The organism is Sulfitobacter sediminilitoris (genome assembly GCF_010667575.1).
GTDB lineage: Bacteria > Pseudomonadota > Alphaproteobacteria > Rhodobacterales > Rhodobacteraceae > Sulfitobacter > Sulfitobacter sediminilitoris.
In genome coordinates this window covers 39,908-51,923 of sequence record NZ_JAABNT010000014.1, presented here as the reverse complement: position 1 = coordinate 51,923, position 12,016 = coordinate 39,908, and the positions used below count along the sequence as shown (strand labels likewise).

At 58.2% G+C, this 12,016-nt stretch carries 13 protein-coding genes; 6 read left to right on the top strand and 7 right to left on the bottom strand.

Annotated elements, in window-relative coordinates; all coding sequences use genetic code 11:
• Window positions 1-3: 3 nt before the first annotated feature.
• From ccmA to GV827_RS18205, 5 genes are all read left to right on the top strand, one after another.
• Window positions 4-621: a heme ABC exporter ATP-binding protein CcmA gene (ccmA, locus tag GV827_RS18225; protein WP_164355248.1), complete on the top strand. Its 618-nt coding sequence runs from the start codon at window positions 4-6 to the stop codon at window positions 619-621.
• Window positions 618-1,274: a heme exporter protein CcmB gene (ccmB, locus tag GV827_RS18220; protein ID WP_164355247.1), complete on the top strand. Its 657-nt coding sequence runs from the start codon at window positions 618-620 to the stop codon at window positions 1,272-1,274. Before ccmA ends, ccmB begins: the two co-directional genes overlap by 4 nt.
• A gap of 88 nt (window positions 1,275-1,362) precedes the next feature.
• Entirely contained in the window at window positions 1,363-2,097 is a 735-nt protein-coding gene (locus GV827_RS18215) for a heme ABC transporter permease (RefSeq protein WP_164355246.1), read from the top strand.
• Window positions 2,097-2,252: a heme exporter protein CcmD gene (ccmD, locus tag GV827_RS18210; RefSeq protein ID WP_408056274.1), complete on the top strand. Its 156-nt coding sequence runs from the start codon at window positions 2,097-2,099 to the stop codon at window positions 2,250-2,252. Before GV827_RS18215 ends, ccmD begins: the two co-directional genes overlap by 1 nt.
• Window positions 2,245-2,784 carry a DsbE family thiol:disulfide interchange protein gene (locus tag GV827_RS18205; RefSeq protein ID WP_164355244.1) on the top strand — a complete coding sequence of 180 codons (540 nt, stop codon included), beginning with the start codon at window positions 2,245-2,247 and terminating at the stop codon, window positions 2,782-2,784. The genes ccmD and GV827_RS18205 overlap by 8 nt, the downstream gene beginning before the upstream one ends.
• A 12-nt stretch (window positions 2,785-2,796) precedes the next feature.
• On the opposite strand, the gene GV827_RS18200 is transcribed toward GV827_RS18205, so the two are convergent.
• Complete coding sequence (locus GV827_RS18200) at window positions 2,797-3,483, bottom strand: SDR family NAD(P)-dependent oxidoreductase (RefSeq protein WP_164355243.1); 687 nt, start codon at window positions 3,481-3,483, stop codon at window positions 2,797-2,799.
• Window positions 3,484-3,595: 112 nt separating this feature from the next.
• A complete protein-coding gene (gene acnA / locus GV827_RS18195) occupies window positions 3,596-6,385 on the bottom strand; it encodes an aconitate hydratase AcnA (protein ID WP_164355242.1) in 2,790 nt (929 codons plus the stop codon).
• 231 nt (window positions 6,386-6,616) lie between these two features.
• On the opposite strand from acnA, the gene GV827_RS18190 reads away from it, so the two are divergent.
• Window positions 6,617-7,315: a DUF1223 domain-containing protein gene (locus GV827_RS18190; protein ID WP_164355241.1), complete on the top strand. Its 699-nt coding sequence runs from the start codon at window positions 6,617-6,619 to the stop codon at window positions 7,313-7,315.
• 52 nt (window positions 7,316-7,367) lie between these two features.
• Here GV827_RS18190 and GV827_RS18185 read toward each other — a convergent pair whose 3' ends face one another.
• The 5 genes from GV827_RS18185 to purB all read right to left on the bottom strand — a co-directional run bounded on the left by GV827_RS18185 (window position 7,368) and on the right by purB (window position 11,850).
• A complete protein-coding gene (locus GV827_RS18185; RefSeq protein ID WP_164355240.1) occupies window positions 7,368-8,276 on the bottom strand; it encodes a lysophospholipid acyltransferase family protein in 909 nt (302 codons plus the stop codon).
• A gap of 80 nt (window positions 8,277-8,356) precedes the next feature.
• Window positions 8,357-9,427 carry a flagellar motor switch protein FliG gene (locus tag GV827_RS18180; protein WP_164355239.1) on the bottom strand — a complete coding sequence of 357 codons (1,071 nt, stop codon included), beginning with the start codon at window positions 9,425-9,427 and terminating at the stop codon, window positions 8,357-8,359.
• Window positions 9,428-9,487: 60 nt separating this feature from the next.
• The gene (locus tag GV827_RS18175) at window positions 9,488-10,015 is read right to left on the bottom strand and encodes a tetratricopeptide repeat protein (RefSeq protein ID WP_164355238.1); all 528 of its coding nucleotides are present in this window, start codon (window positions 10,013-10,015) and stop codon (window positions 9,488-9,490) included.
• Window positions 10,016-10,191: 176 nt separating this feature from the next.
• Window positions 10,192-10,353 (bottom strand): adenylosuccinate lyase, encoded by a 162-nt coding sequence (locus tag GV827_RS18170; RefSeq protein WP_164355237.1) that lies wholly within the window; start codon window positions 10,351-10,353, stop codon window positions 10,192-10,194.
• 189 nt (window positions 10,354-10,542) lie between these two features.
• On the bottom strand, window positions 10,543-11,850 hold the full coding sequence (gene purB, locus GV827_RS18165) for an adenylosuccinate lyase (RefSeq protein ID WP_164355236.1): 1,308 nt from the start codon (window positions 11,848-11,850) through the stop codon (window positions 10,543-10,545).
• Window positions 11,851-12,016: the final 166 nt, after the last annotated feature.

Genomic DNA, 12,016 nt, shown 5'->3' with positions numbered 1-12,016 from the left:
GCGATGACGCTGAAGGCTTCCAATCTGACGCTTGCCCGGGGGGGCGTCCCTGTTCTGACTGGGCTCAGCTTTGTGCTGGAACCCAGGGCAGCACTGATCCTGCGTGGTCCGAACGGGGCGGGCAAGACAACGCTGCTGCGCACGATTGCGGGGCTGCAACCGGCCGTCGAAGGCGAAATTTCGGGGGCTGCTGACCAGATCGCCTATGCGGGACATGCCGACGGCTTGAAAGCGATGCTGACGGTCCGCGAAAATCTGATGTTTTGGGCGCAGGTTTTCGGCCGCCATGACATCACACCGGCGCTTGATGCCTACGCGTTGCATCCATTGGCAGACCGGCTTGCCGGAACGCTTTCGGCAGGGCAGAAACGGCGTCTTGGGCTTTCGCGGTTGCTTGTGACGGGGTGCCCCATCTGGGTGCTGGATGAACCCACTGTGTCGCTTGACACTGATGCCGTTGCCATGTTCGCCGCTGCGGTACGGGCGCATCTGGCGCAGGGCGGTTCGGCGTTGATGGCGACACATATCGACCTTGGGCTTGAGGCTGACGTGATCGATATTACGCCGTATCGGGCCATGACAACCCTGCGCGTGGGTGCCAGCGACGAGGCGTTCTTGTGATTGCGCTGCTGATGCGTGACTTGCGGCTGGCCTTCCGCGCTGGTGGCGGTTTTGGCCTTGGCCTTGCATTCTTTCTGATTGTCACGACGCTTGTGCCTTTCAGCGTTGGCCCCCAGCCTGCCTTGCTCTCAACGATTGCAGCGGGCGTTCTGTGGTTGGGCGCGCTCCTTGCCTGTCTGCTGTCCCTCGACCGGCTGCTGGCACTGGATTACGAAGACGGCACGCTTGACCTTTTGCTCACGGCGCCGCTGCCACTTGAGGCCGCTGTCAGCGTCAAGGCGCTGGCCCATTGGATTACAACAGGCTTGCCGCTTGTCTTGGCAGCCCCGGTGCTGGGCGTGCTGTTGAATCTGCCGGGGGCTGGATATGGCTGGTTGGTGATCTCCCTGGCCATCGGCACACCCGCGCTTTCTGTCATCGGCACCTTTGGCGCGGCGCTTACGGTCGGCATCAAACGCGGCGGTCTTTTGCTGTCACTGCTGGTTTTGCCGCTTTATGTCCCGACATTGATTTTCGGGGCAGAAGCTGCGCGACGTGGCGCGGCAGGCCTTGATCCGGCAACGCCACTCTTGATGCTGGCGGGCATTACCCTTGCCACCATCGCGCTTATGCCTTTCGCCAGCGCGGCCGTGCTGCGCATGGGATTGCGGTAGAACGTCTGATGGTGCATTCGTAATACCCGTTTGCCATTGCGGCGCTTTGCCCATTGAGGCCTTGCGAAGGGCACATTACATAGGCGCTATGTCCATTTGGTCCTATGCAAATCCGGTCAAATTCTTGGCCCTCAGCACCAAGGTGCAACCCTTTCTCTGGGTGGCAGCCGCTGGATGCGTGATCGTCGGTCTGATCTGGGGGTTTTTCGGCACGCCCGACGATTTCCGCCAAGGCTCAACCGTTAAGATAATTTACCTGCATGTGCCCTCCGCGCTGATGGCAATCAACGCATGGTTCATGATGCTGATCACGTCCCTGATCTGGCTCATCCGTCGCCACCATGTGAGTGCGCTGGCCGCCAAAGCCGCAGCACCTGTCGGCCTTGTCATGACGCTGATCGCCTTGGTCACCGGTGCCATCTGGGGCCAGCCGATGTGGGGCACGTGGTGGGCGTGGGACCCGCGCCTGACGTCATTTCTGATCCTGTTTCTTTTTTATCTGGGCTATATCGCCCTCTGGGAAGCCATTGAGGATCCAGACACAGCTGCCGATCTGACATCAATCCTGTGTCTTGTCGGCTCCGTCTTTGCGGTGCTGTCACGCTACGCGGTTCAGTTCTGGAATCAGGGCCTGCACCAAGGCACCTCTATCCCGGTAGCTACCGGAGAACGCTCTGTCTCGGATGTTTTCTGGTACCCGCTGTTGACCAGCATGGTGGGTTTTGGCCTGCTGTTTCTCGCGCTGGTGCTGTACCGCACCGGTACTGAAATTCGCCTGCGTCGTGCACAAGCGCTGCGTGTCCGGGCAGGGCGGGAGCTATGATGCCTGATCTTGGAAAATACGCGGTTGAAGTGCTGTCGGCCTACGCCGCATCTCTTGTTTTGCTGGCAGCGTTGGTGATGCTCAGCCTGCGACGGGGCCGCGCTGCACGCGCCGCCCTGAAAGAGATTGAAGCGAAGGTCAAGAAAGATGGCTAAAGTCTCGCCTCTGATGATCGCGCCGCCACTGATCTTTGCGGCTTTCGTTCTTCTGGCTGTTGTCGGCATGTTTCGCGAAGATCCTGAAGGTCTGCCATCAACACTTGTCGGTCAACCCGCGCCGGGCCTGCCCGAAGGAACGCTGGAGGGGTTCCCAGCGGCCACGCCTGAAATGCTGGCCAGTGGCAAGGTTACCCTCGTCAATTTCTGGGCAAGCTGGTGTCCGCCCTGTCGCGCGGAGCATCCCATGCTTTTGGAGATGGAAGCAGAAGGTATTCCGATCATCGGCATCAATTTCAAGGATACGCAGGCGAACGCCTTCAAATACCTCACAGAAGACGACAATCCTTTTGTCGGTGTGTCGTTCGACCCGCAGGGCCGCACCGCAATTGACTGGGGTGTTACCGCGCCACCCGAGACATTCATTCTGGATGGCGATGGTACGGTTCTGTTTCGTTTCGCTGGCCCGTTGGTGGGCAGCGATTATGAACAGCGGTTCCTGCCTGCGTTCAACAAGGCAATGGGCCAGTAAGTCAAAAGGCCCCTAAAGCCGGTAGCCGCCCGACACTGTGATTGTCTCTCCGGTGATGAAGCCCGCCGCATCCGACGCCAGAAACCGAACAACCTTCGCAATATCTTCCGGTACTCCTGATCGCCCAAGCGCCGTCATATCGACGAAGGCCTTAACAAGCTCAGGCGGACGGGGGCTTTCGGCCCTATCAATGGCGCCCGGTGCGATACCATTGACGCGGATACCCTGCGGACCCAGCGTCTTGGCCATGCCGCGCGTCCATGTATCAAGCGCTGCTTTGCTGGCTGAGTAGGACACAGCGCCCATCGCTGGAAGGAATGCATTGACCGATGAGATATTGATGATGCTTGCCCCCACCTTCAGATGGGGCAGGGCAACATTCAGCAATGCCATGGGCGCCGCGACGTTGATCGCATTGTTCTGACCGTTATCCTCGTCGTCCGCCAAGAGTGAGCCAGCGTTGTTTACAATTACATCCAGCCTGCCAAACCGGTTGATGACCTGAGGGATAATGTCAGCGGCCTGAGACCTGTCTGACAGGTCCGCTTTGATCGCGAGGATATCTGGCAAACTGTCAAGCAAGGCATCGGGGGCCGTCGAATTGTAGGTCACCGCCACTTCGTGATCCTGAGCGAGGTTTTCTGCAATCCCACGGCCAATGCCGCGCGCGCCGCCGGTGATAAGTGCAACTGGTTTCATCGTCTCATCCTCACCTCGAACTGAATTCTTGGCCTCTTGTCTTCAGCGTAAAGAAAAAGACCCCCGCTGCAATGTGCAACGGGGGCCTTTCTAATGTCATGCAAGCGGTGACTTACTCGGCAGCGATCGCGTCACCTTTTGCAAGGTCACGCAGCACATAGTGCAGCACGCCGCCGTGTTCGATGTATTCGATCTCGATCGCCGTATCGATCCGGCACTTGATCATGATCTCTTTTACCGAGCCATCCTCCATGTTGATGGTGCAGGGGACTTCCTGCAGAGGCTTGATTGTGTCGAGACCGGAGATGGATACCGTTTCTTTTCCGGTCAGGCCCAGAGACTTGCGGGTGTCCCCACCGGTGAATTCGAACGGAATGACGCCCATGCCGACAAGGTTGGAACGGTGAATGCGCTCAAAGCTCTCTGCAATCACGGCCTTGACGCCCAGCAGTGCGGTGCCTTTGGCTGCCCAGTCACGGCTTGATCCCGCGCCATATTGCTCGCCCCCGAAGATCACAAGCGGTGTCCCTTGATCCTGATAGGCCATTGCCGCGTCAAAGATCGACGTTTGCGCGCCGTCCGGCCCAAGGGTGTAGCCGCCTTCGACCCCATCCAGCATCTCGTTCTTGATGCGGATGTTGGCGAATGTACCGCGCATCATCACCTCGTGGTTACCGCGACGCGAACCGTAAGAGTTGAATTCGCGCACAGGAACCTGACGTTCGACCAGATACTGACCGGCTGGCGTGCTGTCCTTGAATGAACCCGCCGGCGAGATGTGGTCAGTCGTGATCATATCGCCCAGAACCGCCAGCACTTTCGCGCCCTCGATATTGGTGATCACACCCGGCTCTGGCGACATGCCCTGGAAATAGGGTGGGTTCTGAACGTAGGTGGACTGCGGCGGCCAGTCGTAGGTCTTGGCTTCGGTCGTTTCCACGGCCTGCCATTTGTCGTCACCCTTGAACACATCCGCGTACTTGGTCTGGAACGCCTCGCGGGTCACGGTCTGCTCGACCAGTTCCGCGACTTCCTTCGACGTGGGCCAGATGTCCTTGAGGTAGACGTCGTTGCCGACCTGATCCTGACCCAGCGGGCTGTTGGCCAGATCGACGTTCATATCGCCGACCAGCGCATAAGCCACAACCAGCGGTGGGGAGGCGAGGTAGTTCGCGCGCACATCGGGGCTGATCCGCCCTTCGAAGTTGCGGTTGCCGGAAAGGACCGAGGTCGCGATCAGGTCATAGTCGTTGATCGCCTTGCTGATCGGTGCCTCCAGCGGACCGGAGTTGCCGATGCAGGTGGTGCAGCCGTAGCCCACAAGGTTGAACCCAATGGCGTCGAGGTCTTCCTGAAGGTTTGCCGCCTCAAGGTAGGCCGAAACCACCTGAGAGCCGGGCGCAAGCGATGTCTTGACCCAGGGCTTGCGGGTCAGACCTTTTTCGCGCGCCTTACGTGCCACCAGACCGGCACCGATCATCACATAAGGGTTGGATGTATTGGTGCAGGAGGTGATCGATGCGATTACGATGGATCCATCGTGCAACTGGTAATGGCCGTCGTCGGTCTTCACATATCCACGCTGATGGTGCCCTTCGTCGCCGGGAATTTCGCTTGGCTCAGGCTGGCCGCCTTCACCTTCCCAACGAATCTCTTCCTTCAGGGTCGCGTCTTTGCCCTCGCGTACGCCTTTGACATAATCGCCGAACGCCGTATGCGCTCTGTCCAGCGCAATGTAGTCCTGCGGACGCTTCGGACCCGAGATCGCAGGTACAATCGTGCCCATATCAAGGCTCAGCGTGTCGGTATAGACCGGCGCGTAATCTGCATCACGCCACATGCCGTTTTCCTTGGCATAGGCTTCGACGAGCGCGATGCGATCTTCATCACGGCCCGTCGTGCGCAGGTAGCGGAGCGTCTCACCATCGATGGGGAAGAAGCCGCAGGTCGCGCCGTATTCCGGTGCCATGTTTGCAATCGTCGCACGGTCCGCCAATGGCAGTTTGTCGAGGCCCTTGCCATAGAATTCCACGAACTTGCCGACCACGCCTTTCTCGCGCAGCATCTCGACCACCTTCAGCACAAGGTCTGTGCCGGTGGTGCCTTCCATCATCTCGCCGGTCAGCTCAAAGCCGACAACTTCGGGGATCAGCATGGAAATCGGCTGGCCCAGCATTGCCGCCTCGGCTTCGATCCCGCCGACGCCCCAGCCCAGAACGGCCATGCCGTTGACCATGGTGGTGTGGCTGTCGGTGCCGACCAGCGTGTCGGGGTAGGCAACTTCCTCACCATTCTGGTCGGTGTCGGTCCAGACGGTCTGGGCCAGATACTCAAGGTTCACCTGGTGGCAGATACCGGTGCCGGGGGGCACGACGCGGAAGTTGTTGAACGCCTTTTGGCCCCACTTGAGAAAGGTGTAGCGCTCCATGTTCCGCTCATATTCGCGGTCCACGTTCATCTGGAAGGCGCGCGGGTTGCCGAACTCGTCAATCATGACGGAGTGGTCGATGACCAGATCGACGGGGTTCAGCGGATTGATCTTTTCCGCATCACCACCAAGGGCCACCAGTCCGTCGCGCATTGCAGCCAGGTCGACCACCGCAGGTACACCGGTAAAGTCCTGCATCAGGACGCGGGCAGGGCGGTAGGCAATCTCGCGTGGGTTCTTGCCGCCTTTTTGTGCCCATTCGGCAAATGCCTTGATGTCATCGACGGTGACTGTTTTGCCGTCCTCAAACCGCAACATGTTCTCCAACACCACTTTCAGCGCGGCGGGCAGATTTGAGAAATCACCAAGCCCGGCCTCCTGAGCGGCGGGGATGGAGTAATAGGCGACGCTTTGATCACCTGCGGTAATCGTCTTACGTGTTTTGGCTGTGTCCTGACCGACTTGAATCGTCATAAAAGACTCCCTTTCTGGTCTGTTGGCTGGCGGAACTTGAGGCTTCAATGCCACTGACGCCTGTGCGGATCAACCACTATTCGTGGCTCTTCAGCACTTTTGTATACCATGGTGTACAGAAAGTGTAGCCCAACACAGCAATCTGACGCAGCTTTCAAGAAACCTTGATTGGTTATTTCAGATCACAAAGGCTAAACCTGAGGCTCGCATGCCGCCAGTCACCGGAATCACATGAAACACCTCACCTTTGCGCTTATAGCTGTCGTCGTCAGCCTTGCCTCGCCTTTGATGGCACAGCAGAACCCGGTCGTTGTCGAGCTTTATACATCGCAAGGGTGTTCAAGCTGCCCCCCTGCGGATGCGATGTTGCTTGAACTTTCGGGCCGGGAGGACGTGATCGCGTTGGCGCTTCATGTGGATTATTGGGACTATATTGGCTGGAAAGATCCGTTCGGCCACCCCGCGCATGCCGAGCGCCAGCGCACCTACGCTGCGGCGGGCAACCGACGGTCTGTCTATACGCCCGAAATGATCGTTGGCGGTGTGACGGATATCGTTGGGGCCAAGCCGATGGCGCTTTCCAAGGCCATAGCAGAGCACGCGCGCAAGCCCGTGAAAGTCACCCTTGATCTGGCGCGGGACGGTGACACGCTGAACATCGCGGCAAAGCGGGTGGCAGATGTGGATGGCAAGATGACAGTCCACATGCTGCGCTACACCCCCCGCCAATCGACCAAGATCAAACGTGGCGAGAACGCGGGAAAGACGCTGGAATATACAAACATTGTTGAAGGCTGGACGGTCTTGGGCGAGTGGGATGGAGCCGAACCGCTGAGCATCTCAGCCCCGATTGAGGGGGACAAGCCAGCCGTCGTGATCATCCAGAAAAAGAATGCGGGCCCCATTCTGGCCGCCGCTCGGATGCGGTAGGGCTTTTTCTCAGCGCGGATGTTTCATCACGTCACCAAAGCCACACCTTTGACTAGGGTTGGTCGGCCCGCCACCGGCGATGCACCCAGAACCATTGCTCGGGTGCTGCCCTGACACGGGCGGCAAGGCTGTCGTTCAGGGCTTGGGTCATTGTCAACGGGTCAGAGTGGGGAACGGGCGCTTCCAAAACACATTCAAAACTAAGCCCGTCGTCCTGCCGGATGCCGTAGAAGGGAATCAGCAATGCATCGTAGCGAATTGCCAACTCTGCCGCAGATACGGCAGTGCGTGCAGGTTCTCCCAGAAAATCAAGGATGGGCGCGTATTGCACATGCTGATCGAATAGCAAAACCAACTGGCCGCCACCCTTGAGATGGCGCACGAAGCCTGCTGTTCCTTTGCGGCCCTGCGGAAAAACAGGTCCGCCGAAGGCCTCCATCGTCTTGACGTAATGCGCATTAAAATATGGGTTTTTCATATCGCGGTAGAGCCCGCCAATGTCATAGCCCTTGGCCACCAGTGCCGCACGGGTTGCCTCATAATTTCCAAAATGACCGGTCACCAGAATGACGGGACGTCCTTCGTCCACAGCCTTTTGCAGCGCTTCTGATCCGGGGCCCGTTGGCGTCACTTTTTCCATCCGTGCGGGAAAGTCCTTGGCTGAGTAATTCTCGATAAAGGTGCGCCCGACGTTGTTGAGGCATTTGCTGGCAATCTCGGCCCGGCGCGTGGCAGAAAGTTCCGGCCAGATCATCGCCAGATTGCGCAACGCCCGCCTGCGATATCCCGCGATAGGGCCGATAACGCGTTCCACAATCCAGCCAACGAACCGAACGCGTGCGGTATAGGGCAGGGCCAGCGCCAACCGAATGATTCCCACGATCAAAGCATTTGTCAGATAATCCCCCAGCTTGCGCGCCGGTTGTGCGTGGGGATCATCCAAGGCTGTTTGTTCTGACATCGGTTCCGGTCATTTGCGACAAGTGCGCCAGACATAGCCCGTGGGTTCAGGGGCAACAAGTCAGCTTTGTCATGCAGGAGTTAGTCCTCTGGTTCGTCTTCGACCACCAGCAACAGATCGCCAGATTGTTCCATTTGACGGATCACTGCAACAACATCTGACATTGCGGCCTCCGCATCGGCAGGTTTGACCTTGCCTGATGCATCGATCTCCTCGCGGAGTTGATCGGCCATGCGGCCTGACATGTTCTCAAGAACAAAGTCGCGTGAGGCAGCAAATCCCGCTGCTTCCGCACCGGCCAGTGCCACAACCAAGGAGGGCTGTTCGACTTCACGCAGGATGCGCGGAATATCGCGGGGCGCGATGCGTGCAGGTATATTGCCAAAGGTGAAGATTGCCTTGCGCACAGCGTCGGCAAAGCCTTGATCCGTCTCGTCCAATCCGGTCAGCACATCGTCGCGGGTGACGGAGGTCGATGAATTCAGGATTGCGCCTACGCGTTCGACCGGTCCATCATCAAAGGCCTGTTTGGGTTGTGCATCAAGTTGGGTCGCCAGCGACAGGCCAATCCGGTCCACCGCTTCGGGCGTTACTGCGTTGGTCAGCGACACCGCATAGGTAACTCTGCGGGCCTGTGGCCCCGGCAAGCGCCCCAGCAGTTCAGCGGCGAGGGACACCGGCAATTTCGACAGCATCACCGCAGCGATTTCCACACTTTCGTTTTCCAGAACCGGGAGCAGTTTTTCCGGACCCAGTTCACGAATTCGTCCCCAGGGGTCGCCGAATTGCCGGACACCGGCCTCCTTGCGCAGTCGTGCTGCGGTCTGATGGCTGATCTTGCCCTCCAGTGCGTCCAGCGCACCAGCAATGCCTGGCGGAAAAGACAGACCAATTTTCTCCAACTCGGTCGCGAACTCATCCACAACTGCGCTCAGCGTGTCGCGATCGACCAGACGCATCTCACCCATTTGTTGGGTCGGTGTGACCTGCAATTCATCCGGCAGTTCCTCAAGCGGGATATCCGCGCCTTCGTTCAGCAACAAACGCACAACGATGGCAGCTTTCGCCCGGCGACTGAGAGATTTGGAAACGCCGCCCCCGGTCATGTCAGGGAGCGGCGCAATTGCGTTCATTGGAACCATATCGTTCATCACAGGCAATCCCTCACAAGTGTGTGGGTTATGCCGTTCAAAGATGAAGAAACGTTGAAATCAGTAGTTGAAGGTCTGACCGGTTGCGATGGCCGTCCGCAAGGAGGCCTCTGCCCATGTACCCGTACCGCCATGGGCACGAATTTCACGCAGTTGCACCAGCGCATCGGCGATCTTGCCCTGCTCAACCAAGCCCTGACCCATGTAAGACCGCGCCAAGACATTGGCCGGGTTCACCCGCAAAGCCTGGGCATAGTAAGACATTGCAGCGTCCACGTTACCCATCTTTCGGTTGGTAAAGCCAAGGTAGGTCAGCGTCCGGTCATCGTCCTGTGGCATCTGGGCCAAAACCACCTGCGCATCATCGTACCGCCCGGCATAAGCCAATTCGCGGACATTCTCATACAGGCTGTCAACGTCAAGGTTGCTTTCCTGCGCCACGACACAGGCCTTGGTTTTTTTGTCGTATACCTGGCCCGTCTTGCACTTGGGCTTGGATGGGGCTTGCTCATCACCACCACCGGCGGCAATAGCAGAAGTTGCACCGAAGGGAATGGCAAGGGCGGACGCCAGAACGATATGTTTCATTTGATGTCTCCTGAAGTGGGCTGTTGGCCGTAAATTAGTCTAAAGCCAAAACATGCCAAGCGGGATGGGCAAACTTACACGCATAAGTGACCCAAGTATATTCAGCATCGACCCGCCGAAAAAAGCGCAGACCGCTGAACGGGCTGCGCAGGCTTTTTGTCGCTGAGAAAGAACGCTCAGGTGCTGACGGGCAGACAGCTATTTGTCGCACTGTCGTAGGCCGTACCGGCCGCACAGGACATGGCCTGCTTCTGTTTGCTGTAGCTACAGCCTTCTGCGTATGCCAAAGCGGGGGCGGCTGTCAGGGCCAGCGCAATCGCAAGGGTCTTGATCTTCATGGTCCGTCTCCTTTTGGTTGTTATTTGAAAGTTACACGGTTTTCACAACATTTCAAATATTCCGATGACGCTGCGACAACTTGCGCCTCAGCGCAGCACGCCCTGCGCCCAAAAATCAGACGCAGACCGAAGCAAAACCTCACAGCTACAGTGCGTACCGTTTAAGCTAACGGTCAGCAGAAACTGGCGTCACGCTGCACCAAAGACCCGCGCAAAGATCGTATCGACATGTTTGGTGTGATAGCCCAGATCAAACTTCTCTTCGATCTCTTCCGCGCTCAGGGAATTCAGCACGTCCGCGTCCGCCAGCAATTCAGTTTTGAAGTCTTTGCCCTGTTCCCAAACCTTCATTGCGTTGCGCTGGACAAGTTTGTAGGCGTCTTCCCGGCTTACCCCAGCCTGTGTCAATGCCAGCAAGACACGCTGCGACATCACCAATCCCCGGAATTTATTCATGTTGGCCAGCATGTTGTCAGGATAGATAACCAGCTGGTCCACCACGGACGTCAGCCGCGCGAGCGCGAAGTCCAGTGTGACTGTGGTATCTGGCCCGATGTTGCGCTCAACGGAACTGTGCGAGATATCACGCTCGTGCCAAAGTGCTACGTTTTCCATCGCTGGGACCACCGCCATGCGGACCAGACGCGCAAGGCCGGTGAGGTTCTCGGTCAAGACCGGATTGCGCTTGTGCGGCATCGCGGATGAACCCTTCTGACCGGCAGAAAAGAACTCCTCCGCTTCCAGCACTTCGGTGCGCTGCATGTGGCGAATTTCCGTCGCGATGTTTTCGATGGAAGATCCGACCACGCCCAACGCTGCGAAAAAGGCAGCATGTCGGTCACGCGGTATCACCTGGGTCGAGATCGGCTCGGGCTTCAGCCCCAGTTTCTCGCAGACATGCTCTTCGATCCGTGGATCGATATTGGCGAATGTTCCGACCGCACCCGAGATGGCACCTGTTGCGATCTCATCGCGGGCGGTGCGCAGACGCGCAAGGTTGCGGTCCATTTCGGCGTAGAACCGCGCAAAGGTGAGACCCATCGTTGTGGGTTCGGCGTGAATGCCGTGTGACCGGCCAATCCGCACGGTCATCTTGTGCTCCATCGCCCGGCGCTTGAGAGCGGCAAGCAGCCCTTCAACATCCGCGATCAGGATGTCTGCGGCACGGGTCAATTGCACGTTGAAACAGGTGTCCAGAACGTCGGATGAGGTCATGCCCTGATGCACGAAACGTGCCTCGTCGCTGCCGACATGTTCGGCCAGATGTGTCAGGAAGGCGATCACGTCATGCTTGGTCACCGCTTCGATCTCATCAATGCGCGCGACATCGAATTCGATATCCTTGGCCTTCCAGACCGCTTCCGCATTTTCGCGTGGAATAACACCCAGATCGGCCATGGCGTCGCAGGCGTGGGCTTCGATTTCGTACCAGATGCGAAACTTGGTCTCGGGCGACCAGATGGCGACCATATCGGGGCGGGAATAGCGGGGGATCATGTGAAGCACACCTTGTGATGACAGTTTTCAGGCTCATGCGCGGCATAGACCGCGGGCGCGTGAAGAACAAGTCAGGAGCCGAACGCTCGCAGTATTTCATGTGCCTCAGTCGTTGGGCGCACGGAGGAGGGCAGATTTCATGGGGGCGGACGTACCAACACAAGTC

Coding starts and splice junctions, on each gene's coding strand:
- ccmA (WP_164355248.1), top strand. CDS start 4: ATGACGCTGAAGGCTTCCAATCTGACGCTTGCCCGGGGGGGCGTCCCT.
- GV827_RS18215 (WP_164355246.1), top strand. CDS start 1,363: ATGTCCATTTGGTCCTATGCAAATCCGGTCAAATTCTTGGCCCTCAGC.
- ccmD (WP_408056274.1), top strand. CDS start 2,097: ATGCCTGATCTTGGAAAATACGCGGTTGAAGTGCTGTCGGCCTACGCC.
- GV827_RS18205 (WP_164355244.1), top strand. CDS start 2,245: ATGGCTAAAGTCTCGCCTCTGATGATCGCGCCGCCACTGATCTTTGCG.
- GV827_RS18200 (WP_164355243.1), bottom strand. CDS start 3,483: ATGAAACCAGTTGCACTTATCACCGGCGGCGCGCGCGGCATTGGCCGT.
- acnA (WP_164355242.1), bottom strand. CDS start 6,385: ATGACGATTCAAGTCGGTCAGGACACAGCCAAAACACGTAAGACGATT.
- GV827_RS18190 (WP_164355241.1), top strand. CDS start 6,617: ATGAAACACCTCACCTTTGCGCTTATAGCTGTCGTCGTCAGCCTTGCC.
- GV827_RS18185 (WP_164355240.1), bottom strand. CDS start 8,276: ATGTCAGAACAAACAGCCTTGGATGATCCCCACGCACAACCGGCGCGC.
- GV827_RS18180 (WP_164355239.1), bottom strand. CDS start 9,427: ATGAACGATATGGTTCCAATGAACGCAATTGCGCCGCTCCCTGACATG.
- GV827_RS18175 (WP_164355238.1), bottom strand. CDS start 10,015: ATGAAACATATCGTTCTGGCGTCCGCCCTTGCCATTCCCTTCGGTGCA.
- GV827_RS18170 (WP_164355237.1), bottom strand. CDS start 10,353: ATGAAGATCAAGACCCTTGCGATTGCGCTGGCCCTGACAGCCGCCCCC.
- purB (WP_164355236.1), bottom strand. CDS start 11,850: ATGATCCCCCGCTATTCCCGCCCCGATATGGTCGCCATCTGGTCGCCC.